The 24,399-nt window shown below is 69.0% G+C and carries 22 protein-coding genes; 5 read left to right on the forward strand and 17 right to left on the reverse strand.

The annotated features are described in order from the left end of the window. Window positions 1-4: 4 nt before the first annotated feature. On the reverse strand, window positions 5-1,339 hold the full coding sequence (locus tag RM50_RS13085; protein ID WP_043453323.1) for an MFS transporter: 1,335 nt from the start codon (window positions 1,337-1,339) through the stop codon (window positions 5-7). A 247-nt stretch (window positions 1,340-1,586) separates the two neighbouring features. Between RM50_RS13085 and RM50_RS13090 the strand changes: the two genes are divergently transcribed. Further along, window positions 1,587-2,321, forward strand: a complete 735-nt coding sequence (locus RM50_RS13090) for an IclR family transcriptional regulator (RefSeq protein WP_043453325.1) — start codon at window positions 1,587-1,589, stop codon at window positions 2,319-2,321. Window positions 2,322-2,361: 40 nt separating this feature from the next. Here RM50_RS13090 and RM50_RS13095 read toward each other — a convergent pair whose 3' ends face one another. The 4 genes from RM50_RS13095 to RM50_RS13110 form a co-directional block, all read right to left on the reverse strand. Then, on the reverse strand, window positions 2,362-3,696 hold the full coding sequence (locus RM50_RS13095; protein ID WP_043453328.1) for an MFS transporter: 1,335 nt from the start codon (window positions 3,694-3,696) through the stop codon (window positions 2,362-2,364). 83 nt (window positions 3,697-3,779) lie between these two features. Beyond that, a complete protein-coding gene (locus RM50_RS13100; protein ID WP_043453329.1) occupies window positions 3,780-6,881 on the reverse strand; it encodes an AAA family ATPase in 3,102 nt (1,033 codons plus the stop codon). Then, a complete protein-coding gene (locus tag RM50_RS13105) occupies window positions 6,878-8,056 on the reverse strand; it encodes an exonuclease SbcCD subunit D (RefSeq protein WP_043453332.1) in 1,179 nt (392 codons plus the stop codon). The genes RM50_RS13100 and RM50_RS13105 overlap by 4 nt, the downstream gene beginning before the upstream one ends. Window positions 8,057-8,113: 57 nt before the next feature. Beyond that, entirely contained in the window at window positions 8,114-9,103 is a 990-nt protein-coding gene (locus RM50_RS13110; protein ID WP_043453335.1) for an MIP/aquaporin family protein, read from the reverse strand. Window positions 9,104-9,352: 249 nt separating this feature from the next. On the opposite strand from RM50_RS13110, the gene RM50_RS13115 reads away from it, so the two are divergent. After that, window positions 9,353-10,462 (forward strand): ADP-ribosylglycohydrolase family protein, encoded by a 1,110-nt coding sequence (locus RM50_RS13115; RefSeq protein WP_043453337.1) that lies wholly within the window; start codon window positions 9,353-9,355, stop codon window positions 10,460-10,462. 78 nt (window positions 10,463-10,540) lie between these two features. Here the strand turns inward: RM50_RS13115 and RM50_RS13120 are convergent, their stop codons facing one another. Next, window positions 10,541-11,605 carry an exonuclease domain-containing protein gene (locus tag RM50_RS13120; RefSeq protein ID WP_043453340.1) on the reverse strand — a complete coding sequence of 355 codons (1,065 nt, stop codon included), beginning with the start codon at window positions 11,603-11,605 and terminating at the stop codon, window positions 10,541-10,543. Window positions 11,606-11,673: 68 nt separating this feature from the next. On the opposite strand from RM50_RS13120, the gene RM50_RS13125 reads away from it, so the two are divergent. Next, the gene (locus RM50_RS13125) at window positions 11,674-12,468 is read left to right on the forward strand and encodes a DedA family protein (RefSeq protein WP_043453342.1); all 795 of its coding nucleotides are present in this window, start codon (window positions 11,674-11,676) and stop codon (window positions 12,466-12,468) included. Between the two features lie 70 nt (window positions 12,469-12,538). On the opposite strand, the gene rdgB is transcribed toward RM50_RS13125, so the two are convergent. The 6 genes from rdgB to clpS all read right to left on the reverse strand — a co-directional run bounded on the left by rdgB (window position 12,539) and on the right by clpS (window position 16,861). Continuing rightward, window positions 12,539-13,186 carry an RdgB/HAM1 family non-canonical purine NTP pyrophosphatase gene (rdgB, locus tag RM50_RS13130; RefSeq protein WP_043453345.1) on the reverse strand — a complete coding sequence of 216 codons (648 nt, stop codon included), beginning with the start codon at window positions 13,184-13,186 and terminating at the stop codon, window positions 12,539-12,541. Beyond that, window positions 13,183-13,941, reverse strand: coding sequence for a ribonuclease PH (gene rph, locus RM50_RS13135; protein WP_043453347.1), 759 nt, complete (start codon window positions 13,939-13,941; stop codon window positions 13,183-13,185). The genes rdgB and rph overlap by 4 nt, the downstream gene beginning before the upstream one ends. Window positions 13,942-13,990: 49 nt before the next feature. Next, the gene (locus RM50_RS13140) at window positions 13,991-14,788 is read right to left on the reverse strand and encodes an MBL fold metallo-hydrolase (protein WP_043453349.1); all 798 of its coding nucleotides are present in this window, start codon (window positions 14,786-14,788) and stop codon (window positions 13,991-13,993) included. Next, window positions 14,785-15,813, reverse strand: coding sequence for a glutamate racemase (murI, locus tag RM50_RS13145; RefSeq protein ID WP_052260217.1), 1,029 nt, complete (start codon window positions 15,811-15,813; stop codon window positions 14,785-14,787). The genes RM50_RS13140 and murI overlap by 4 nt, the downstream gene beginning before the upstream one ends. 105 nt (window positions 15,814-15,918) lie before the next feature. Then, window positions 15,919-16,485 carry a DUF2017 domain-containing protein gene (locus tag RM50_RS13150; RefSeq protein ID WP_043453355.1) on the reverse strand — a complete coding sequence of 189 codons (567 nt, stop codon included), beginning with the start codon at window positions 16,483-16,485 and terminating at the stop codon, window positions 15,919-15,921. Further along, window positions 16,478-16,861, reverse strand: a complete 384-nt coding sequence (gene clpS / locus RM50_RS13155) for an ATP-dependent Clp protease adapter ClpS (RefSeq protein ID WP_043453357.1) — start codon at window positions 16,859-16,861, stop codon at window positions 16,478-16,480. The genes RM50_RS13150 and clpS overlap by 8 nt, the downstream gene beginning before the upstream one ends. A 154-nt stretch (window positions 16,862-17,015) precedes the next feature. Here clpS and RM50_RS13160 point away from each other — a divergent pair, with 154 nt between their 5' ends. Next, a complete protein-coding gene (locus RM50_RS13160; RefSeq protein ID WP_043453570.1) occupies window positions 17,016-18,344 on the forward strand; it encodes a nicotinate phosphoribosyltransferase in 1,329 nt (442 codons plus the stop codon). Then, on the forward strand, window positions 18,344-18,976 hold the full coding sequence (locus RM50_RS13165; protein ID WP_043453360.1) for an isochorismatase family protein: 633 nt from the start codon (window positions 18,344-18,346) through the stop codon (window positions 18,974-18,976). Before RM50_RS13160 ends, RM50_RS13165 begins: the two co-directional genes overlap by 1 nt. 3 nt (window positions 18,977-18,979) lie before the next feature. Here the strand turns inward: RM50_RS13165 and RM50_RS13170 are convergent, their stop codons facing one another. From RM50_RS13170 to RM50_RS13190, 5 genes are all read right to left on the reverse strand, one after another. Further along, window positions 18,980-20,761, reverse strand: coding sequence for a DEAD/DEAH box helicase (locus RM50_RS13170; protein WP_043453362.1), 1,782 nt, complete (start codon window positions 20,759-20,761; stop codon window positions 18,980-18,982). Further along, window positions 20,761-21,093 (reverse strand): DUF3039 domain-containing protein, encoded by a 333-nt coding sequence (locus RM50_RS13175; RefSeq protein ID WP_430929410.1) that lies wholly within the window; start codon window positions 21,091-21,093, stop codon window positions 20,761-20,763. Before RM50_RS13175 ends, RM50_RS13170 begins: the two co-directional genes overlap by 1 nt. A 119-nt stretch (window positions 21,094-21,212) precedes the next feature. Beyond that, window positions 21,213-21,992, reverse strand: coding sequence for a glucosamine-6-phosphate deaminase (nagB, locus tag RM50_RS13180; protein WP_043453367.1), 780 nt, complete (start codon window positions 21,990-21,992; stop codon window positions 21,213-21,215). A 21-nt stretch (window positions 21,993-22,013) separates the two neighbouring features. Continuing rightward, window positions 22,014-23,585, reverse strand: a complete 1,572-nt coding sequence (locus RM50_RS13185; RefSeq protein ID WP_043453371.1) for a hypothetical protein — start codon at window positions 23,583-23,585, stop codon at window positions 22,014-22,016. Beyond that, window positions 23,567-24,361: an ABC transporter ATP-binding protein gene (locus RM50_RS13190; RefSeq protein ID WP_043453373.1), complete on the reverse strand. Its 795-nt coding sequence runs from the start codon at window positions 24,359-24,361 to the stop codon at window positions 23,567-23,569. Before RM50_RS13190 ends, RM50_RS13185 begins: the two co-directional genes overlap by 19 nt. Window positions 24,362-24,399 lie beyond the last annotated feature (38 nt).

A 24,399-nucleotide genomic window follows, 5' to 3' on the forward strand; every position in this document is an offset into this window, starting at 1 on the left:
CAGGTCAGTGGTGGCTGCTGACGCCGAGCGGGCGGCCCTTGGTCTCCTTGGCCAGGACAACGCCGACGGCGGAGATGACACAGAGGACCATGATGTAGATGCCGATCGAACCGGCCCACTTGGTGGACTGCAGCAGGGTTTCGGCAATGGTTGCCGCGAAGGCACCGCCCAGGATGGCGCCGAAGGCGTACCCAATGGAAATGCCGGAGTACCGGACGTTGGCGGGGAACATCTCGGCATACATGGCGGACATCGGACCATAGGACAGGCCCAGGCCGATCGTCAGGACAAACAGGGCCACGCCGTAGAGCATGATGTCCTTGGTGTCGATCAGCGCGAACATCGGGATCATCCAGGCGAAGACGATGGCGTAGCCGATCAGGAAGGTCTTGACGCGGCCAATGCGGTCGGAGAGCCAGCCGCCCACGAGGGTGAAGATCAGCCAGCCGAAGGAGGCCAGCGTGGTGGCCAGCAGGATCTGCGGGGTGGGCATCTTCAGCGTCTTGGTGGCATAGGAGATGAAGAAGGCGATCAGCAGGTAGCCGGCGGCATTGTTGCCGATGAAGATGAGCGTGGAGTACAGGACGGGCAGCTTGTGGTTCCGGATCAGCTCACCCAGGGGGGCCTTGCTTTCCTTCTTCCGCTGGGCCATTTCCTGGAAGACCGGGCTCTCCGCCACGGCGCGGCGGATCAGGTAGCCGACCACGATCAGGACGATGGACAGCAGGAACGGCACGCGCCATCCCCAGGCGGCAAAGTCTTCCTTGGACATGCCGGTGTTGAGGAAAAACAGCAGGCCGGTGGCCAGGATCATGCCCACTGGCACGCCGATCTGCGGGTACGCGCCGAACAGGCCGCGCCGGCTGATGGGGGCATGCTCCACGGCCATCAGGGCGGCACCGCCCCATTCACCACCGGCTGAGAAACCCTGGATGACGCGCAGCAGGATCAGCAGCACAGGAGCCCATGCCCCGATCTGTGCGTAGGTGGGAAGAACGCCGATGAGGGCCGTTGCGGCGCCCATCATCACCAGGGTGAACACCAGCATTGCCTTGCGGCCCAGGCGGTCGCCCAGGTGTCCGGCGATCACGGCCCCCAGCGGACGGAACAGGAAGCTGATGCCGATCAGGGCGAAGGAGAGGATCTGGGCAAGGCCCGGGTTGGATTCGTTCAGCGGTGCCAGGAAGAGCGGCGACAGCAGCGTCGCCGTCAACTGGGCAAAGATGAAGAAGTCATACCACTCGATCGTGGTACCGACGAGGGTGCCTGCGAGGACCTTGCGTTCCTCCTGCCGGGTACTGGGGCCGGCGGGGGTGTCCACCTTGGAAGGTGTGGTCATTGAAACTCCATTGTTTATTGGGCAGCATGGCCGCCCGGACGACTTCAGAATTACCGACAGAACGGTCAGTTAGTCGATAGGGTACTACGTATTTGTGATGCGTAACACGGGATGGGGATATTTGCGGCCACAGCCGCGGAGAAGAAGTTCTATATTGGAACTGCTAGTTCGTATAGAGGACAATACCGCCCCGCCGTGCAATGAGACAAGCGTCACGCCCGGAGGGCGGCAACCTAGGATGGACACCATGACTCCTCCAGCTGCAGCCCGGACCACCGGTGCCCCGGCCCAGGCTTCGCCGTCGCAGACCCTGTCCCGTGGTATCCGCGCCCTCGAGATCCTGGCGGCCGCCCCCGGCCCGCTGACCATCGCCGAACTGGCCGACGCCATGGGGGTCCACCGCTCCGTGGCTTACCGGATCCTGCGCACCCTGGAAGACCACTCCCTCCTGGTGCGGGACGATGCCGGGCGGGTCCAGCCGGGCCCCGGCCTCGCCGTCCTGGCCCGCGGCGTCTCGCGGAACCTGCAAAGCGCTGCCCTGCCGGAACTCACCCAGCTGGCGAACTCCCTGGACATGACGGCCTTCGTGGCAGTGTGGGACCACCACGACTGCATCACGCTGGTCACCGTGGAGCCCCGGCACTCCGGGGCCACCGTGGCCCAGCACCCGGGCACCCGCCACCCAATCAACGCCGGGGCGCCGGGCATTGCCATCCAGTCTGCCCTCTCTGAAACGGAGTGGGACCGGCTGGGAACAGGGATTCAGTACCGGCCGGAAGCATCGGAAGCACGCCGGAAGGGCTACGCAGCCAGCCATGACGAGGTCATCGCCGGGGTGTCTTCGCTGGCAGCCCCGATCCGGGTGCCCGGCGGGCGGCCGGCGGCCCTGGCCGTGGTGTATATCCGCTCGGCCCACACGCCGGAAACGGTAGGCAGCGCCATCGCGGAAAGTGCGGCGAGGATCGAAAGCCAGCTCGCCTGACAGCTGGGAAGGGCCGGCCCACCCGGTGGGAACCGCTCTTTCAGGCCTTCCGGGAGAGCACGACGGCGGCTCCCGCGCCGAGCAGCGCCAGCCCCGCGGCTGCACCGACCGGGACGAGGAATGCCGCCGCAGGCCCGTGAAGCTGGGCCAGCTGGCCCCCGATGGAGGATCCGAGGGCGGTTCCGGCGACGATGCCGCTGGCCAGGGCCGTCATCACCGTACTCAGCCGGCCGGCGGGAGCAAGGGTGCCGCCGACGGCGAAGACGGTCACCATGACGGGCCCCACCGGGAGTCCGAGGACCAGCAGAACGAGGGCCATCATGGGCAGCGACGACGGGACCAGCAGCAGGAACGCCAGCCCGGCCATCAGGGCCGCGCAGAGCACCCACCGCAGCGCGGGGCCAAGGCGGCGGGGCCAGTAGGCCACGGACAGCGCCGCGGCCGCCGAACTAAGGCCCATGACCGCATACAGCAGTCCGGCAATCTCCGACCCGGCCAGCTGTGCGGAAAAGGCGCTCAACGCAGCCTGGGTTGAACCGAAGAATGTGCCCATGCAGACCATTGCCAGGACAGGCAGCGCGACCGCCCAGGGCAGCCTGGCGGTGCGGGCGGAGCGCCGGCGCTTCACGTTGCGGGCACGGGTGACAGGCACGGCCCGGTGGGTGGGATGCACGGCGAAGGCCGGGACGAGGGTGATGGTCATCGCAGCTGCCAGGGCCAGCGGCAGCCACGGTGCCACGAGGCTGGCGAGGATTCCCACCAGGGCCGGTCCGAGGACGAAAGTTACCTCATCGGCGGTGCTCTCATAGGAAAGCGCAGCATCAAGGTCCCGGCCGCCATCTCCCCGGGTCTCCCCCGCGCCTGCGCCGCTGGCCGTCAGGGACATCCAGCGGACCCGGGCGAGGGGCCCCACCTGGGGGCAGGAGGCGCCGGCCGCGAAGGCAGCCGTGAGGACGGCGGGCGGGAAATCCCCGGCTGCCGTGGCCATGGCGGCAAAGACCAGGGCCATCACCGCTGCCGTGTTGAGCACCGCGGCCAAAAGCAGGACGGGCCGTTGTCCCCGCCGGTCCGCCAAAGCACCCAGTAAGGGAGCGCCCAGCGCAGAACCAATGCCCACAGCACCTGCCGCTGAGCCGCCGGCGGCAAAGGAGCCGCTGACCGAGGTGACGAGGGTCAGGGTGCCGACGGTCAGCATCGCCAGGGGAAGCCGGGCGAACAGTCCCAGCGGAATGAAGCTGCGGCCGGCCAGGAGTGGGAGCCGGGAAAAACGTCCCCGTGCTGGCCCCTGCACGGCTTGCGGGCGTGGCCCGTCAGCGTTGGTGGCGGCCGGCGCCGGGGCGCTGGAGATGGGTGAAGGAGTGTTGTGTGGTGTCAATTCCGGGCTCGCTCAATTGGTGCGCATCGTCCCTCCTCCCGATGCGCGCAACCCGGTAACACTTTGGATTATATCGGTCCGGCTCAGAGGAGGGTGTCCAGGCTCTCCGAGATCCGCAGCGTGGAGCCGTTACGGTTCTTGAGGACCTGCAGTTGCGTACCGATCCGCTGTTTCATCTCGGCGACGTGGCTGACCAGCCCCACGACCCGGCCACCGTCGCGAAGGCCTTCAAGGGCATCCATGACCTGTTCCAGGGACTGTTCGTCCAGGCTGCCAAATCCCTCGTCGACGAAGAGCGTCTCGATCTCCACTCCGCCCGCCTCCTGCTGCACAACGTCCGCCAGTCCCAGGGCGAGCGAGAGCGATGCCATGAAAGACTCGCCGCCCGACAGGGTGGAGGTGTCGCGGCGGAAGCCTGTCCACTGGTCCACGACTTCAAGCCCCAGGCCTGACTTGGCGCCGCGGGCTGCCTTGGCGTCAGTGTGCTGGAGCAAGTACCGTCCGTCGCTCATGGCCACCAACCGTTCGGATGCGGCAAGGGCCACCTGCTCCAGCCGGGCAGCCAGGACGTAGCTGTTCAGGCTCATCCGGTAGGTGTTTTCACCCCGGCCGGCCGCGGCGTCAGCCAGGCCGGTCAGCACCTGGGCGCGCTCCGCCGGCTCCCGGGAGGAACGGACCAGGGCCCCGTATTCGGCGGCGAGGGAGGTCAGCGACGCCAGGCAGCGGCTGGCCATGCCCGCGGCCAGGTCCGCCTCACGGGCGCCGGCCTGGGCTGCGGAGGCCGCGGCGGCCAGCGCTGCCAGCCGTTCCTCGTCCGCGGGGAAGCCGTCGGCGGCCTCGGCCTGTGCCAGCACAATGTCCTCGGACTCGAACAATCCGGCCACGCGGGCGGCTTCGTCCTGGGCCGCCCTGATCGCGGCTTCCGCGGCGGCGGCCCCGGCGGCGTCCAGGAGCTGGGCGCGGACCTCGCCGGCGGTGGCGAAGCCGGCAGCAGGCAGTGCCTGGTCCAGGTGCTCACGGGCCTCCGCAGCCTGCACCCGTGCGGTGTCCAGTTTTGCCTGGGCGTCCACGGCCTTGGCCAGTACCGCTGCGGCATCTTCAAGAGCCTTCAGCCGGCGGTTCAGGCTGCTGTGGTTGCCGCGCAGGCCGGAGAGGGCGCTGTCCAGTGACGCTGCCTGCCCGGCGACCTCGGCCAGGGACGCCGTGGTTTGGGAGAGTTCCGCCTCGGCCTCGGAGAGCGCTGCCCGCGCCTGCACGATGCCGGCGTCAACGGCCTCCAGCCGCCGGCGCCTGTCCAGCAGCTCCGCAGCCGCCCGCTCGGCGTCCTCCGCTGCCTCAAGCGCAGCGTCCGCACCGGCCCGGGCGTCGTCCAGGGGTGTTGTCCCACCCTGTCCGGCGAGGACCGCCACCTCCTGCTCCGCCTGTGAGAGCTCCAGGGCAACCTGGGCATGCGCTGCCTCGGCAGCCTCGTACGCGCTGTGGGCTTGTTCCTCCTCCTGGGCCAGACCAGGGCCATTCCCGCCTGCGTCGGCCGGGCCGGGATGCTCCCCACTGCCGCAGACGGGGCAGGGTTCCCCGGCAACCAGCTTGGCAGCCAGCTCCGATGCCGCATTGGCGAGCCGGTCCTCCCGCAGGTCGAGCCAACGGCGTTTTGCTTCCAACAGCCCGTCCCGCGAGTCGCCATGGCGGGCCTTGACCCGGTCCCTGGCCGTGAGCGCCGTCCCGTGCCGCCTGACCACATCCAACAGTTCCGCTGCCGCTGAGGCTTCCTTGCGGCGCAGGGCCGCCTCCACGGAACGGGCCTCCAGCCGGTCCATGCCGTGGGTCAGCTCTTCGCGTTCCGCCTGCAGCTGCGCCGGACGGTCGGCCAGTTCCTCCACCGTCCGCTGAAGCCCGTCCTGCCTGGCAGCGAGGCCGCGATGCCTCTTCCGCAGGTCCTGGAGCTTGTCTTCGTCCGGGATGCGGGCCTCGACGACGGCCAGCAGCGAGCGCAGGCGTCCCAGTTCCCCGGCAGCTCCGGGCATAATTCCGGCGGACGAGTCTGCTTCCCCGGGGAACGCCCGCGCTGCGGCGGCAGCGGCTGCGGGGGGCTCCTCCAGTCCGAGCTGGGCCAGTTCTCCGCCGTCCCCTGCGGCCAGGCGGAGTAACGTCAGGGCAGATTCGGCGGCGGCTTCGGCGCTGTGAACTTTGGCGCCGGCGGCGTCCACAGCCCGCAGCTGCCCCTGCAGGACCTCCGCTTGCCGGTGCCGGGCGAGCCGGGATGAGAGCTCCTGCAGCTCCGGGGCGCGTTCTTCAACGGCCCTTTGGCGTGCGGCGGCTGCCTGGAGTTTGCGGTGGCGCTCATGCCGCGCCGCCTCCCGGTCCGCCTCCCTGCGGCGGTCCTGGCTTTCCGCGTCCGCAGCCGCGGCACTGTCCGTGAGCTCCGCCAGCCGGCGGGAAACCGCGTCCTGGAGCCATTCAAGGCGTCCGGGAATGTCGGCCGCCGGCGGGGCCCCGTCGTCGGGAAGTTCAAGCGGAGCGGCTTCGGCTTCAGCACGCGAGGCGAGGACGCCGAGTTGCGCGGACAGGGCAGCGACGTCCTCGCGGGCGGCCGCAGCCTGCCGCGCGAGTTCCTGTTCCAGCGCCTCGAACCGCTGGGTCCCGAAGAGTTTCTGCAGCAGGTCCAGCCGGTCGGCCGCCTTGGAGCGAAGGAAGGCAGCAAAGTCCCCCTGCGGAAGCATCACCACCCGGGTGAACTGTTCGCGGTCCATGCCCAGGAGGGCCATGATCTCCGCGCCCGCCTCATCGTTGCGGGCAGACTTCTCCACCCAGGCTCCGCCTGTCCGTTCGCGGAGCAGCGTCTTGGCCTGCTGGACCGTGAAGCCGTTCTTCCCCCGGGCACTGGGCTTCTCCCAGGCCGGGGAGCGGGTGACCTCGAACCGGCGGCCCTGGGCGGAGAATTCACACGTGACCGCTGGCTCCTGCCCGGGTTCGGCATGGTCGCTGCGCAGCCGTTTGCCGTCCTGACGGGCACCGGGCACGGAGCCGTAGAGGGCAAAGCAGATGGCGTCCAAAACGCTGGTCTTGCCGGCGCCGGTGGGACCGTTCAGCAGGAACAGGCCGTGGGCGCTCAGCCGGTCGAAGTCGATGTCCTCGGTTCCGGCGAAGGGCCCAAACGCTGTTATCCGGAGATGGTGGATCCTCACCGTGATGCCTCCAGCAGCCTGACGTTGTCCAGGGCGGCTGCGAGCGCAGCCTTTTCGGCCTGGTCCGCGGCCCGTCCCCGGGCGTGCTCCAGGAAGCCGCAGCACACGGCGAGGTCATCCGGGGCGCTTGCCAGCCTGGTGCTGTAGCTTGCCTGCGCTGTAGCGGCCGCACCCTGCGGATCGAAGGCGAGGACCAGGGTGTCCGGGAACCTGGCACGGAGCCGCTCCATGGCACGGGCAGGCCGCTGGGCGTCGGTCAGCGTGACCTGGCAGTAGGCGGTTTGGGCCCATTCGTGGGATGGATCCTGCAGGAGGTCCGCCAGCGTTCCGCGCAGCACGGCCAGGGAACGTGGCGCCTCCCAATGAACCTCGGTAACGGAGGTGACGCCGTCCGCTCCAATGTCCACCAGCCAGCCACCCTTCTGGTGGGTCGCTTCCGAGAAGGAGTAAGCCACGGGCGATCCCGAATACCTGACTGAAGGGGAGAGTGTCTGGCGGCCGTGCAGATGGCCCAGCGCCGTGTAGCTGAAGCCGTCGAACAGATCCAGCGGAACCGCGCCGACGCCGCCGATGCTGAGGTCCCGCTCGCTGTCCGAACTGATGCCTCCGCTGGCGAAAGTGTGGGCGAGGACCACGGACTGTACCGTGGCGGATTCCGCGCGCTGCGCGATGTCCGCCCTGATTCGGGCGGCAGCGGCGCGGGTCACCTCGAAGTGGCTTGCCGTGTCCGTGCCCAGCTGGTCTGCGACAAGCCGCGGTTCAAGCCACGGGATGCCGTAGACCGCCAGGACTGCTTCCTTCCCGCCCTGATCCGGTCCCAGCGGCAGAAGCAGCGGGTGGTGCAGCTCCTCCACCTTGGTGCGGAGGTGCACGCCGCCCCGCTCCAGCAGCCGCGCCGCGAAACCCAGCCGGATGGCGGAGTCATGGTTTCCACTGGTCAGCACCACTTGGGCACCCGTGCCGGTCAGCCTGACGAGGGCGTCATCGAGCAGGTGCACCACATCCACGCCAGGCAGCGCCCGGTCGTAGACGTCACCGGCGATCAGGACGACGTCAACATTGTCCCGCTCGACGGCCGCCACCAACTGGTCGATGAAGGCCCGCTGGGCATCCAGCATGCCTACCCCGTGGAAGGAACGGCCAAGGTGCCAGTCGGAAGTGTGAAGTAACCGCATATCCCTAAGCTATCGGCAACCACTGACAGTCCCGGAAAGCGCCGCGTGGCGCAGCGGTCAGGACCGTTTGCCGTCGAAGAATTCCTGGGCCTCGCTGACGCTGCGGCTTCCGTCCCCGCGGGCCGGCGTGCCGGAGGTGGACGCCGCGGGCATGGCAACGTCCGGGCGGCTGCTGCCGGCGGAAGATGCCTCTGCCCCTTCGCTGTCCCCTTCTTCGCGGTCCACAACGTCACCGTCTGCCGCTCCCGGTTTCGCACTGCCGGCGTCGAAACCGTCACCGGCAGTGGCTGCCGACCCCGCGCCCGCGGTGATCCGGAACGCGAGACCAGCAATGGCGCCACCGGCCAGCGGCGCCACCAGGAAGACCCATAGTTGCTCCACTGCCCAGCCGGAGCTGAACACGGCGGAAGCAACCGCACGTGCGGGGTTGAAGGGCAGGTTTCCCACTGACTGGCCCAGCTGCAGGAGCGCCGCGAAGGACAGGCCGACGGCGATGGCCGGCACGGTCCGGTTGCCGTCGCCACGGCCCGCAGCGCCAAGGAAGACCGCCACGATGATCGCAGCCCCCAACAGTTCCAGCAGCACGACCGCGGCCAGCGGCGCCTGGATGATGGAGTGCTCGCCGAAGCCGGCGGCCACCGTGTCGAAAGCCGTGCGGCTGTCCGCAATACCGGGCAGCGTGCGGAGGACTCCAAACAGGGCAAGCGCGCCCACCAGGGCCCCCACCACCTGGGCCGCCGTGTACGCTGCCGCCGCGCCGGCCCGGATCCTGCCGGCCAGCAGGTGCCCCAGGGTTATGGCCGGGTTGAAGTGTCCGCCGGAGACGTGCCCAAAGGCGAGCATCGCGGCGGTAATGGCAAGTCCGGCAGCCAGCGCCGCCGGCACGGGGCTGGATTGCGGAATGCTGAAGAGCGGCACGCCGAGTCCGGCCACCGCCAGGAAGAGGCTGCCAAAGGCCTCGGCCACCAGGCGGGGCAGCAGAGCGCCGTGCCCGGCGGCCGTGGTGCCGGGCTCCAGTGCGTCGCGGGCGGAGACAGGGGTGCTCATAATGGGACCTTTGCGTCTGGGAATCTGGTGCTTGCGGGACTGCCGCCGGCCGGTGGTACCGGCACCGGGCAACCCGAGCAGTATGCCAGCGGAGGCTGTACGTTTGCTGGACGGCAGGCCAGGCCGCGGGCGTGGCTTCCGGCGCCGGCATGGCCGGGAACAGGGCACAGGGTTGGTCGCGGCCCTGGGTTCGGCGTCGGCTTTGGCGTTGAGTCCGGAGCGGGCTGCGGCGGACGGTAAATTTACTCCATGAGCTCCGAGCACGGCATTCCCGCACCCACCCTCGCGTCCCGTATCCACGGCTGCCTCCTGGGTGGCGCCCTGGGGGATGCGCTGGGCTATTCCGTGGAAGCCGGCGCGGCCCCCGGCGCCCGCGGACGCTCCGGCCCGGGAGAGCCGGGAGGCCTGGGTGTTTTCGGCGACCCATCCGGGCCGGCCCGCTTCTCCGACGACACCCAGCTGACCCTCTACACCGTGGACGGCCTGGTGGAGGCCCTGGAATGGGCAAACTCCGGTGTGGGCGCCGATGTGAACGCCTGCCTCTGGCTCGCCTACCTTCGGTGGCTGGCTTCCCAGGGCGAAGACGCCGGGCCGTCCGCGCCCATGCCCCAGCCCCGCTGGATCGACGGCCAGGAGGTGCTCCGGCAGCGGCGGCATCCGGAGCAGGAGTGCATTTCCGGCCTCGCCGGCGGCGAAATGGGCACGTCCGTCCGCCCGGTGAACCCGGGCGCGAAAGGCGTTGGCACGGTGATGCGCTCCGCGCCGTTCGGACTCGTTCCGCATATTGCGTCCGACGCCGTCTACAAGTTGAGTTCCGATGCCGCCTCCCTGACCCACGGCCATCCGTCCGCCAGGCAGAGTGCCGGGATCTTCAGCCTCCTGATCCACCGCCTGGTGTCCGGCGCGGCCCTGGCGGACGCGGCTGCCGCTGTCACCGCCCATGCAGCCGCCCTTCCGGATGTGGCCCCCGAACTCCCCCAGAGGCTTGAAGCGGCTCTGCGGCTCGCTGACAAGCGGGACCCAGGCAAGCAGGAGCCAGGCCCCGAAGAACCCGTCCAGGCCCTGGGTGAGGGAAGGCTGGCTGAGGAAGCCCTCGCCGTCGCGCTTTACGCCGTCCTGTCCACGGCACCGGCTGCCGGTGGAGAAACGGAGCCGGACCGGCACTTCCGGGACGCCGTGGCGTTGGCCGTGAACCTCGGCGCCGCCAGCGGCACCACCGGTTCGCTGGCCGGAAACATCCTGGGAGCCCTGTACGGGGAGGCCGGACTGCCGGCGGAGTGGCTTGCGGCCCTGGAGGGGCCGGAGGTGGTCCGGGGCATGGCGGATCAGTTGGTGAAGGTCACTACCGGGGAAGGCTGATGGTGCTGCAGCCTCCGGCAACGTCCCCCCGGCGCGGTCATATCCGAACGGCCCTGCACGTCAGTAAGGCACTGACGGTCAGGCACTGACGGCAGCCGTGCAGGCGCCGTCCCGCGTCTCCGTTGCGGCGGCCTGCGGCCCGTGCGGCATGTCCCTGCCGCCCACCATCTGCAGGAACTCACCCTCGGAGAGCACTTCGATGGCCTGTCCCCGCTCATGCAGTTCCAGCACACGCCGGGCCTTGCCGGTGAGCCGTCCGGACCGGAGGTCGGAGGCGACGAACCCGTCCCCCACCACCAGCACGGTGGTGCGGCCGGTGACGCGGCTTTCCGTCCGTGCCCCGCAGCGGGCCGAGCGCCGCTTCGCTTCCGGACGGTCGATGGAGAGCTGTCCGGTGAACACCACCGTCTGCGCGTAGAGCGGGTGGCCCGGCTCGGCATCCAGGTCGGGCTCCGGGTTCGCCCCTTCCTCCGGCCAGCCGGACTGGAACCGTTGGACCAGGGCGGCGCCGTTGCCGGATGCCCCGGCGAGGGCCGCCAGGCTGGGCTTCGAGAGGTCGCCGGTGGCGGGATCGAACGCCTGCTGGCGCGGCATGGCCAGGCCGAGCGACAGGTAGAGTTCGGCGAGGCTGTTGGCGCCGTTGCGCCCGGCGATGTCGACCAGGATCCCGGCGCAGGCACGGGCGTCCTCGGCGGCGTCGTGGTGGTTGACCAACGGTACGCCGGCTTCCTCGGCGGCGAACGGCAGCGAATTGGAGACAAGCGAGTAGCAGCGGCGTGACAGCATCACGGTGCAGACGTAGTCATAGGCCGGACCGGGCAGGCCAGACACCTCAAGTGCCGAGCGGATCACGCCCAGGTCGAACGCGGCATTGTGGGCCGCCAGCACGTCGTCACCGATGAAGGCTCCGATTTCCGGGAACAGCTCGCCGAAGCGGGGGGCGTTGGCAACATCGGCTGCGGTGATGCCGTGGATGCGGACGTTGTGGTAGTCAAAATGGTCGTAGCCGGCTGGCGGGCGCATCAGCCAGGAGGCCTCCCCGACCACTTTCCCGCCCCTCACCTTCGTCAGCCCCACCGAGCACGGAGAGCCGCGGAAGCCGTTGGCCGTTTCGAAGTCGATCGCCGTAAAGTCCAAACCCACGGCCCCTACCTTACCGCCGGAGGTCCCGCAGGCCTGTCAAGTACCCTTGAGGAGTGAACTTTCCTGTGATGAGTGACCTCGCTGTGTCCATGCTGGGCGGTGCGGGACCGGTGCAGCCGAAAATGGCCTCGTTCCTGCCTGACTGGCTGAACCCCCAGGTCTTCCTGGCCGATCCCGCCCTCGCCCCCTGGGTGGTCCTGCTGGTGTGCGGGATCGTCTTCGCCGAAACGGGCCTGCTGGTGGGTTTCTTCCTTCCCGGCGACTCCATGCTGTTCACAGCGGGCCTGCTGGTGGCCACGGACACCATCAAGTTCAATATCTGGCTCCTGGCCCTGCTGGTCGCGGTCTCGGCCATCATCGGCAACCAGACCGGCTACCTCATCGGCTCCAAGGCCGGCCCTGCCATCTTCAACAAGCCCAATTCCCGGCTTTTCAAGCGGGAAAACGTGGAGAATGCGCATGCCTTCTTTGAGAAGCACGGCGGCAAGGCCCTGATCCTGGCCCGCTTCGTGCCCATCATCCGCACGTTCGTCCCGGTGATCGTCGGCGTGGCGCAGATGAGCAGGAGGAAGTTCTTCCTTTACAACGTCATCGGCGCCCTGCTGTGGGGCGGCGGCGTGACCCTGCTCGGCTACCTGCTGGGCGACAAGGTTCCGTGGGTCCGCGACAACCTGGACATTATCTTCATCGCCATCGTGCTGGTCTCGGTGATCCCCATCGGTATCGAGATCCTGCGCGGCCTGGCCGCCAAGCGCCAGGCGCAGGCCTACGGCACGGACGCCGTCGATGAGTACATCGAGGAGCACGAGCCGCAAGCGGAACGCAAGACCCACCGCAACATCCCGGGCAGCCGGCCCGAATAGCTGCGGCTGTCCCTGGATCCACCAAAAAAGGTGCGCACCCTGCGGGTGCGCACCTTTTTCGCTGGTCCTCCTAGCCGGCTGCCTCCAGCGCCGCCACAATCGAGGGCAGCAGTGCCCGGAAGGCCTTGCCGCGGTGGCTGATGGCGTTCTTTTCCTCAGCCGAGAGCTCGGCGCAGCTGCGGTCCTCGCCGGCGGGCTGCAGGACCGGGTCGTAGCCAAACCCTCCGGCGCCGCGCGGCTCGCGCAGCAGGATTCCCTCCAGCTGGCCGTACTCCACCACTTCGCGGCCCGGGCCGTCCGCACCGTCCGGCATGGCCAGGGCGGCGGCGCACACGAACGCGGCACCGCGGTGTTCGTCCGGAACGTCGGACAGCTGGTTCAGCAGCAGTTCAAGGTTGGCGGCATCGTCCCCGTGCCGTCCTGACCAGCGGGCAGAGAAGATCCCGGGGGCTCCGCCCATGACGTCCACGGCGAGTCCCGAGTCGTCGGCGATGGCCACCAGGCCGGTGGCAGCGGCAACCGCGCGTGCCTTCAGCAGCGAATTCTCCGCGAAGGTCACGCCTGTTTCGACGACGTCCGGCGCACCCGCCGCCGCCGCGTCCACCACCTGCGTATCGACGTCGAGCCCCGGCACCTGCCCGCGCAGCAGTTCGCGCAGCTCGCGGAGTTTGCCCTTGTTGTGGGTGGCCAGCACCAGCCGTGGAGCGGGGCTGCTCACAGGGTGTCCGCCAGGGTTTCGCGCTGGATGGCGGCCAGCTCCGAGGTGCCCAGCAGGGCCAGGTCAAGGAGCTGGTTCAGCTCGTCCCGGTCGAACGGGGCGCCCTCCGCCGTGCCCTGGACCTCGACGAACTTGCCGGAACCGGTGACCACCACATTCATGTCCGTTTCCGCCCGGACGTCCTCCACGTACGGCAGGTCCAGCATGGGGACGCCATCGATGATGCCCACGGACACGGCCGCGATGGTGTCCAGGAGGGGCTGGGCGTTCCTGGCAATGAGTTTGTTGTCGCGGGCAAACCGGATGGAGTCCGCCAGCGCCACGTAGGCGCCGGTGATGGCCGCCGTGCGGGTGCCGCCGTCCGCCTGGAGCACGTCGCAGTCCAGCACGATGGTGTTTTCGCCCAAGGCCTTGGTGTCGATGATGGATCGCAGCGAGCGCCCGATCAGCCTGGAAATTTCATGCGTGCGGCCGCCGATCTTGCCCTTCACGGACTCGCGGTCGGACCGGGTGTTCGTGGCCCTCGGCAGCATGGCATATTCGGCGGTCACCCAGCCGCGGCCTTCGCCCTTGAGCCAGCGTGGGACGCCGGCGGTCAGGGAGGCCGTGCACAGCACCCTGGTGTTGCCGAACTCGATCAGCGCCGAGCCTTCAGCCTGGTTGGACCATCCGCGGGTGATGCTGATGGGCCGGAGCTGGTCGGGGGCGCGGCCGTCGGCACGCACGATGGGCACTGCAGTTGCTTCAGATGTCATGCCTTTAGCTTATCGAGTGCCGGTGCGGCAGACGCCGGGCGCGGTCCGCCTAGATGGTGTAGTGCACCCCGGCCACGGCAACCGCGACGTCGCCCGGGAACACGGGCCGCGCTTCTGCCATGACCGTGGTCTGGGAGGTCCACACGGGGATATGGGTCAGCAGGAGCCGGCGGGCCCCGGCCGCGGCGGCAGCCTCCCCGGCCCTCTTGCCCGTCAGGTGGACGTCGTTGATGCCATCGTCCCTGCCTTCCTCGAAGGCAGCCTCGCACAGGAACAGGTCGGCATCCTTGGCCGCTTCCTCCAGCCCGGCACAGGAATCGGTATCGCCGGAGTAGGTCAGGACCCGGGACACCGGGGTGCCGTCCTTGCCGGGCTCGACCACCTCGACCCGGAGGGCGTAAGCCTCCTCGATGGGGTGGTTGACGGCGAACGGGGTGACCGTGAACGGGCCCACTGTCACGGATTCCCGCTCGGTCCAGTTGGTGAAGTCGAATTCTTCGTGCATGCCCGGGTCCAGGGGCAGCCCGTAGGCGGTGGCCATCCGGTCGGCGGTGGCGGCCGGCCCCCACACCGGAATCCGCCCACGGCCCCAACCCCCGGGCTTCCAGCGGATGGCGACGTGCAGCCCGCACAGGTCCATGCAGTGGTCGGGATGAAGGTGCGTGAGGAAGATCGCGTCGATGTCCTCCAGGTCCGTGTAGCGCTGGATGGCCCCCAGTGCCCCGCTGCCGAGGTCCATCACCACCTTCCAGGTCCTGTCACCGTCGGTGGCGGTCAGGAGGTAGCAGGACGCCGGGGAGCCGGGCCCCGGGAAGGAGCCCGTGCATCCGACGATGGTCAGCTTCACAGGGCCGGTCCTGCGGGACGGGCGCCGGCGAGCCCGCCGCCCACGAAGTTGGAAATCCGCGGCCGGTCCTGCGCGCTTTGCGCGGCAGCGATCATTTCAGGGGTGATGCGGGCCAGGCTGCCCGTGGGGTACTGGGCGGCGACGTGGTCCACGTGGCGGACGGAGAGCACCTCGGGGCCCAGGAACCGCCGGGCCAGCACCTCGAACTGCCGGGCGTCGCCGGTGGCCACGAAATGGTGCTCGGGCGGGAGCGTCGAGGTGCGCTGCAGGTTGTGGGTGGCCAGGGCGCGGTAGACGTCCTTGGCCGTCTCCTCGGCGCTGGACACCAGCGTGACGTCGGCGCCCATGACATAGGAGATGACGCCCGTCAGCAGCGGATAGTGGGTGCAGCCCAGGACCACGGTGTCCACCCCGGCGGACTTCAGCGGCGCCAGGTATTCCTCCGCGACCGCCAGCAGGGCCGGGCCCGTGGTGACCCCGGCCTCCACGTAGCTGACGAACTCCGGACACGCCACCGAGGTGATGTCCAGGTCCGGAGCCGCGGCGAACGTGTCCTCATAGGCACGCGACCCTACGGTGGCGGACGTGCCGATGACGCCCACTTTTCCCGACCGGGTGGCGGCGACGGCGCGCCGCACCGCGGGTTGGATGACCTCGATGACCGGGATGCCGTACTTGGCGGTGTACCGCTCCCGGGCGTCCCGCAAAACAGCGGCCGACGCCGAGTTGCAGGCGATGGTGAGCAGCTTGACACCGGAGTCCACAAGTTCGTCCATGACGCCAAGGGCGTTGGCGCGCACCTCGGCGATGGGGAGGGGCCCGTAGGGGCCGTGGGCGGTGTCCCCGACGTAGAGGATGGACTCGTTGGGAAGCTGGTCGATGATGGAGCGGGCCACGGTAAGCCCGCCGACACCGGAGTCGAAGACGCCGATGGGACGGTTTTCGGGAGCCGCGGCCGGAAGTCCGCTGCCGTCGGGCGCGGGCTGTGTTTCTGCCGGTGGTTCCGTGCTCGGGACTGTAGTCATGATTATTCGAGGATAGGTGTTCCCGGAAGCGTCAGCCATGATCTTGTGTCCAGCAACTCGTGTCTGCTGCGTCACACTGGACGGCCTCCCCCTGGCCGCCGGGCCTCACCGGCGGGATTCCATCGACTGCAGCATGGCCTGCACCAGGGACTCCTGCAGCCAGGTGGTGAAGTTGTAGACCAGCGCGAGGTAGCTTTCCACGTCCTCGGCCTGGGACCAGTCCTGCATGCGGTGGACATGCTCGGCGTCGGCCTCGTCCCGGATGTCCAGCCGCTCGGCCAGGACCAGGCGCACATCGTTCAACGCCATGGACCAGTGCTTGGCCCCTTCGGGCGTCAGCACGATCTCGTCCTTGTCCAAGTCCAGCGCGGCTGCCCGCAGTGCGCCGATCTTCGTTTCCCGCAGCGACCGCTCGGTGAGCTGGCGGAACTCAAGGGACGCGGCGCCGTCGTCCTTCACCACGTTGGGGAGCAGCCGCTTAACGGCGCGGTCCGTCGGTTCCGCCACATCCATGTCGAGGCCGATCAGCGCCGCCAGCGGGTCCTGCCCGGTGCGGTCCTCGGGTTGCAGCATGGAGATGACGTCGTCGATCAGGCTGCGCAGCAGGTCCCGTTCGGTGGGTTCAAGGTAGCCGGTGATGCCCTTGAGTCCGTATTTGAATGCCTTAGCCACGCTTCCCCTTACCCTGGCCCGGGCCACCGGACTTGCCTGCCTTGCCGCCGGAACCGCCGCTGGCCTTCTCCACGGTGGCCCAGAGGCCGAATCCGTGCATGGCAACGGCGTGGCGTTCCACCTGTTCCTTGCTGCCCGAGGCCACGATGGACCGGCCCTTCCTGTGGACCTCCATCATCAGCTTGTTCGCCTTGCTCTCCGAATAGCCGAAGTAGCTCTGGAAGACATAGCTGACGTAGCTCATGAGATTGACGGGATCATTCCAGATCACCAGGTTCCAGGGGATGTCCGGCGCGGTCAGCGAGTCGGTGGACTCTGCTGTGCCGGTCCGGGTGCCCTCCTGCGTAGCAGGGCCGGGCGCAACGCTTATGGTCATCTGTCCATTCTATGTGGGGGTTGGGCCCACACCGGCGAGGGCCCCAAGGCGAAGCGGAGCGAGCTATGGGAGCGGTAGGTGGGCCCACACCGGCTAGGGCCCCACGGCGAAGCGGAGCGAGACTTGGGAGCCGGTGGGGATTAGAGTGACTTTCGTGAGCACCTCAGCCGGCTGGGACCATCCCCGCACGTCCTTTTACACCGACCACTACGAGCTGACCATGCTGCAGGCGTCCCTCCATTCCGGGGCGGCGCACCGCAGGTCGGTGTTCGAGGCGTTTGCGCGGCGGCTGCCCGACGGCCGGCGCTACGGCATCGTGGCCGGCACGGGACGCCTCCTGGAAGGCATCGCGAATTTCCGTTTCGGCGAGGCTGAACTGGCGTTCCTGGAGCGCACCCGGGTGGTCAACCGGGAGACCCTCGACTACCTGGCCACCTACAGGTTCACCGGCGACATCTGGGGCTACGCCGAGGGCGAAGCGTACTTCCCCAACTCCCCCATCCTGATCGTGGAGGCCTCGTTCGCCGAGGCCTGCATGCTGGAAACCTACCTGCTGTCCGTGCTCAACCACGACACCGCCATCGCTTCCGCGGCCTCCCGCATGGTCAGCGCAGCGGGCGGCCGGCCCTGCATCGAAATGGGCTCGCGCCGCACGCACGAGGAGGCCGCCACCGCCTCCGCGCGGGCGGCCATCATCGCCGGTTTCGACAGCACCTCCAACCTTGAAGCGGGCATCCGCTACGGCGTGAAGACCGTGGGCACTGCCGCCCACTCGTTCACGCTGCTGCACGACTCCGAGCGTGAGGCCTTCGAGGCACAGATTGCCTCGCTCGGCGACGGCACGTCCCTGCTGGTGGACACGTACGACGTCGAAAAGGCCGTCCGCACGGCCGTGGACCTGGCAGGGCCGCGGCTTGGCGCCGTCCGCCTGGACTCGGGCGACCTGGTGGCCCAGGCGCAGTGGGTCCGCCGGCTGCTGGACGACCTGGGCAACGAACACACCAAGATCGTGGTCACCTCCGACCTGGACGAGTACGCCATCGCGGCGCTCCAGTCAGCCCCTGTTGACTCCTACGGCGTGGGGACGTCCCTGGTGACCGGTTCCGGCGCCCCCACCGCCAGCATGGTGTACAAGCTGGTCAGCCGGACCGGCGACAACGGGAATTTCGTGTCCGTCGCCAAGGCCGCCAAGAACAAGGCCAGCGTGGGCGGCCGGAAATACGCGCTGCGGAAACTGGACGAACGGGGCACCGCCACCGCAGAGGTGGTGGGCGTGGGGCACCGGCCGGAGGACGACGGCAACGACCGGCCGCTGCTGCAGCAGTTCATGAAGAACGGCGAACTGCTGCCGGGCTGGACCGGGCATGAGGGCGTGCTCCGTGCGCGGCAGCGCCACGCGGACTCCATGCGGGAACTGCCCCCGGTGGTGAACCGCCTGCAGCGCGGCGAGGCCGCGATCCCCACCATCTACGAGGAGAACTGATGTCCCGCGCCTTGATTATTGTGGACGTCCAGAACGACTTCTGTGAAGGCGGCTCGCTCGCCGTCACCGGCGGCGCGGCGGTGGCCGGTGCCATCAGCGAATACCTGGACGCGCACAACAGCGAATTCGACTACGTGGTGGCCACCCAGGACTGGCACATCGAGCCCGGCAGCCACTTCTCCGACTCGCCCGATTACAAGGACAGCTGGCCGCCGCACTGCGTCGCGGGCACGCGCGGGGCCGAACTCCACCCGGACCTGGACACCGAGTACATCGACGCCTATTTCCGGAAGGGCCAGTACGCCGCCGCCTACTCGGGGTTCGAAGGCCTGCTGGCCCCGGAAGACGCCGTCCCCACCGGGGAACGCCAGGCCGGCGGGATGCCGGGCAGCATGGACATGACGGACCCTGACGGGGATGCCATCGGCCTCGACGACTGGCTGCAGAGCCACGACGTGGAGGACGTGGTGGTGGTGGGGCTTGCCACGGACTACTGCGTGAAGGCCACCGCGCTCGACGCCGTCCAGGCCGGCTACGGCGTCACCGTGGTGCGGTCGCTGACCGCAGGCATTGCGGAGGACCTCGAAGACGCCGTAGCCGAGATGGAGCTTGGCGGAGCTGACATCGCCTGACCGCTATTTGCGGCCGATGAACCAGTCCTGGAGCTTGCGCAGCCGTGCTTGCAGCTGCTCCTCGTTGGCCTGTGCCACGGGCGGCCCGCCGCAGACGGTGCGCAGCTTGGTATGGACCACGCCGTGGGGCGTGCCAGTCCGCGCAGCCCACGCCGCGACGTTCTTGGCCAGTTCGTTGCGGAGGTCCATCAGCATCCGGTGATCGGGCACAGCCGGGACCTGGCTTTCCGCCGCCGCGGGCTTCTTCCGGTTCTTCCGGTTCAGCTGCTCGTGCTGGCGCTGGCGCAGCAGCGTTCCCACCTGTTCCGCGTCCAGCAGGCCGGGGATGCCCAGGAAGTCCATTTCGTCGTCGGACCCCACTTCGCCGCCGGTGCCGAACTCGCCGCCGTCAAACAGGACCCGGTCGAAGGAAGCCTGCGAATCCAGTGCCTCGAATTTGCCCTTGGTGAGGCTGTCGGAGGCCTTCTCCTCGCGGTTGGCCTCCTCCATCAGCGAGTCTTCCGGGTTGAACAGGCCGTCGCCGTCTTCCTTCTCCGGCCGGTCCAGGGCATGGTCCCGCTCCATTTCCATGGAGTTGGCCAAGGCCATCAGCTGCGGCACGGAGGGCAGGAAGACGGACGCGGTCTCGCCCCGCTTGCGGGCACGCACGAAGCGTCCCACGGCCTGGGCGAAGAAGAGCGGCGTAGAGGTTGAGGTGGCATAGACGCCGACGGACAGGCGGGGGACGTCCACGCCTTCGGACACCATGCGGACGGCCACCATCCAGCGCTTGTCGCCCGCCGAGAATTCCTCGATCTTGCTCGACGCCTTGGCGTCATCGGACAGGATGACGGTGGGCGACTCTCCGGTGATCCGTTTGAGCTGGCCGGCGTAGGCGCGGGCATCCTCATGGTCGGTGGCGATGACCAGGCCGCCGGCGTCGGGGACGGTGCGGCGGACCTCGCTGAGCCGCTTGTCCGCGCCCGCCAGGACCGCGGGGATCCACTCCCCCGCCGGATTCAGGGCGGTGCGCCAGGCATGGCTGGTGATGTCCTTGGTGACCGCGGCCTCGCCCAGGGACGCCGCCATCTCCTCGCCCGCGCTGGTGCGCCAGCGCATCTGGCCGGAGTACGCCATGAACATCACGGGACGGACCACGTGGTCCCGCAGGGCGTTGCCGTAGCCGTAGGTGTAGTCGGCCTTGGACCGCCGGATGCCGTCCCGGTCCTCCGCGTATTCCACGAACGGGATGGGCGAGGTGTCGGAACGGAACGGCGTTCCGGTGAGGGAGAGCCGCCGTACAGCCGGATCGAACGCCTCGCGCAGTCCGTCACCCCAGGACAGGGCTTCGCCGCCGTGGTGGATCTCATCGAGGATCACCAGGGTGCGCGCGGCCTCGGTCTTGGCGCGGTGGAGCAGGGGCTTGCTGGCCACCTGAGCGTAGGTCACGGCGACCCCGATGAACCCCCGGCCGTGCTGGCCGTCGGAGTTCTTGAAATTGGGATCGATGGCAATGCCAACCCTGGCGGCGGCGTCGGCCCACTGGCGTTTCAGGTGGTCCGTCGGCGCGACGATGGTCACGCGGTTCACGGCGCCCGAATCGATCAGTGTGGAGGCGATCCGCAGCGCGAAGGTGGTCTTGCCGGCACCCGGGGTTGCCACCGCGAGGAAGTCGCGGGGGCTGTTCTGCAGGTAGAGGTCAAGGGCTTCCTGCTGCCAGGCACGGAGTTTCGGGGCGGTTCCCCAGGCTGCGCGTTCCGGGTAGGCCGGAGGCAGGGTGGGGCCGCCAAAGAGCGTCTCCGTCACTACTTGTTGCTGCCCGAGTCCCCTCCGGGACCATTGCCGCCGTCATTGCCCGGCCGGAGGCCTTCGTAGACCTCCTTGCAGGTGGGGCAGACCGGGAACTTCTGCGGGTCCCGCCCCGGGGTCCAGACTTTGCCGCACAGCGCAATGACCGGTTCCCCGGTCAGTGCGGACTCCATGATCTTTTCCTTCCGCACATAGTGCGAGAAGCGCTCCCGGTCCCCGGGTTCCACTTCCTGGCGCAGTTCCTCGCGCTCAATGGTGGCCGTGGACGTTCCAGCCCCGGAAAGCTCGCGCATCGGGTCGTTCTCGAGAGGGTCCGTCATGCTAGTCATGGCATCCATCTTAGCCTTTCCACCGGCGGCGCGTTCGACGGCGGCACGCCCGTGCCGGGGTCCGGCACCGGCCGCCGTCGTACTTTTCCGGGCACCCTGCCGGCACCTGCGGAACGGTGTTACAGGCCCTGCCAGGCGGGCTTGTTCTCATAGGTGTGGCGGTAGAAGTCCGCCAGTTTGAGGGCCGACGCCGCGGCTTCGTCCAGCAGGACCGTGGCGTGCGGATGGAACTGCAGCACGGAAGCGGGACAGATGGCCGCCACGGGCCCTTCCACGAAGTCGCGGACCGCCTGCGCCTTTTGCGCCCCGGTGGCCAGCAGGATGACATGCCGCGCCGCCATGATGGTGCCCAGGCCCTGGGTGATGACGTGGTGCGGCACCTCCGCGAGGCGGGTGAAGAACCTCGCGTTGTCCCGGCGTGTCTGTTCGACCAGGCTCTTGATCCTGGTCCGGGACGCGAAGGACGAGCCCGGTTCATTGAACCCGATATGCCCGTCGGTTCCGACGCCGAGCAGCTGCAGGTCCACCCCGCCTGCCGCGGCGATGGCCTGCTCGTAGGCTTCACAGGCCGCGGGGATGTCCGCGGCGGCGCCGTCGGGGCCATGCACGTTTTCCGGCGGGATGTTCAGCCGGTCGGTGAACTCCCGGCGCACCACCTCGCGGTAGGACTGCGGATGGCCGGCCGGCAGGCCAACGTACTCGTCCAGCGCGAACGCGGAGGCCCGGCTGAAGTCCAGGCCCTGTTCATGGCGGGCCGCCAACTCGTCGTAGACGGGCAGCGGAGAAGACCCGGTGGCAAGGCCCAGGACGGCGCCGGGCTTGCGCCGGACCAGCTGCTCGATGGCGTCGGCAGCCAGCCGCCCGATCTGCCGGTTGCCGCCGAGGATCACGATTTCCATATTGTCCCTTCCCTGGAGCGGTCAGCGGTTGACGGTTACCTGCGCCAGGAGTTCGGGGCCCCGCGCATCGAGCCACTTGCCGCCCAGCCTCACCCCTGCGAGGAACAGGCCCAGGCCAAGGACCGTTCCCGCGGCGAGGTTGAGCCAGCCGAAGAGGGCACTGCCCGTGACGGCCTGTGCCACCAGCAGCGCTGCCTCGGGCAGCACCAGGACCAGCAGGACCAGCATTCCCACGAACTGCACGGCCAGGGTCTGCCCCACGTTGCCCGGCGGTTTCTTGAACGGGCTGTCGCCCGGCAGCGGCACTGTGACCGTGTACCGGGCCGACACCACCGAGGACAGGCCCAGCCCGCTGAAGAGGATCCCCAGGCTGAACCCCAGGTGGCCCGGCAGCGCAGCCCAGTCACGGGTGAAGGCGGCATACCCGACGGAGAACACCAGGACCACGGGAAGGGCGAAGGTCATGCACGCCAGGGCCCGTCCCAGCCGGTCCGCCGCTCCGCGGACCCCGGTGGCCAGGTGCAGCGCAAACGCGGTGTTGTCATAGGAGACGTCGGCCGAGATGGACCAGGCCAGGATGAAGGCCGCAATCGGGGCGAGGAAGGCCAGGCTGCCGTAGCTGCCGGTCTGCGTTCCCTGGAACGCCAGCACCACCGGCAGCAGCGGGATCACCACCAGCGAACCCGAGTACCGCGGGTCACGCACCCAGTACGTCAGGGACCTTGCCATCACTGCACCTGTGGGACTGGCCGGCAGGACGCCGAACAAGCCAAGCCTGCCGCCGCGGCGCTTCCCGGCGCCGGCGTAGGGCGGCGTGACCAGCGCCCGCTCGAGCAGCAGCTTCCAGCACCAGGCCAGGACGGCGAGGACCGCCATGGAGAGCAGCAGCTTCGCCACGGCCTCCAAGGGCCGGCCCGAGGCGACGTCGCCGCCGAGTGCCCAGGGCGCGCCGAGCGGAGTCCAGGACAGTGTCCGGGCGAACCCGGGCAGGAACCCGGCCGAGGCCGTGATGCCGCGGCCAACCGATGCCACGATGGGGCCCAGCAGGACCAGGGGCACCATGAAGGCGATGGCGCTGACGTCCTTGAAGCGCCGGGATGCGGCCAGGCTCGCCGTCGCCGTGGTGACCACCTTGGCCAGGACGACGCAGGTCATGATGCCCAGGCAGGCACCCAGCAGGGCGGCGAGCGCGGGGAGCAGACCGCGGGACCAGGTCACCACCGTTGACAGGCCCACCAGGACGGTGGCCAGGCCGGGGATTCCGATCAGCCCGGCCAGGGCAAGACCGGTGAGCATTTGCTTCATGGGGATCGCGAAGGTCGTGAAGCGTGCGGGATCGAGGGTCATGTCCGTGGCCGACGCCACCACCGGCACCACGCCCCAGCCCAGCAGGGCGGCGGAACCGCCCAGGACAATTGCCGTGTGCGCGGCCTCACTGCCCGCGCTGCGCAGCAGGACAAGGGCAAGGACCAAGGTGGCCACCACCCCCAGGGCGTACAGCCCGGCGATGGCCATGCCCACCAGCTGCCAGGGGCTGCGCCGCAGGCCGTTGCGCAGCAGCGTGAGCTTCAGCCTTAGAAGGTGCGCAACCATTCCAGCCCTTCCGTATGGCTGTGGCCTCCGACCAGCTGCACGAACCGGTCCTCCAGGGAGGCCCCGGCGCGCACCTCGTCCACTGTGCCGGCCGCCAGCAGCCGGCCGCGGGCCACCACGGCAACGTGGTCGCACATCCGCTGCACCAGGTCCATCACGTGGCTGGAGACGATGACGGTTCCGCCCGAATCCACGTAACGGTCCAGGATGGAGCGGATGTTCGCGGCCGATACCGGGTCCACGGCTTCGAACGGCTCGTCCAGGACCAGCAGCCGTGGCGCGTGGATCAGGGCGGACGCCAGGGCGATCTTCTTGGTCATACCGGCGGAGTAGTCCACCACCAGCGTCCCCGCGTCCTGCGTGAGGTCCATGGCGGCCAGCAGCTCGCCCACCCGCGCGGCCACCACTGCCTTGTCCATGCCGCGCAGCAGCCCGGCATAGGTGATCAGCTGCTCCCCGGTCAATCGGTCAAAGAGGCGGACGCCGTCCGGCAGGATCCCCATGAGCCGCTTGGCTTCCAACGGGTGCTGCCAGACATCCACGCCATGCACCACTGCCGTGCCGAAGTCCGGCCGCAGGAGGCCCGTGGCCATGGACAGCGTGGTGGTCTTGCCCGCGCCGTTGGGTCCCACGATTCCGAAGAACGAACCCGCCGGCACCTCCAGGCTGAGGCCGTCCACCGCGATTTTTCCCCCGAACCGTTTCGCCAGGCCACGCATGGAAAGTGCGGGTACAGGCGCGGGATTCGGTGCCTGGTCAGGAAGCGGAGCAGTCATGATGCCAGCCTAGTCCGCAGAGCATCCGCTGCGGAGTG

The organism is Pseudarthrobacter phenanthrenivorans (assembly GCF_000813845.1).
In the GTDB taxonomy this organism is placed as follows: Bacteria; Actinomycetota; Actinomycetes; order Actinomycetales; family Micrococcaceae; genus Arthrobacter; species Arthrobacter phenanthrenivorans_B.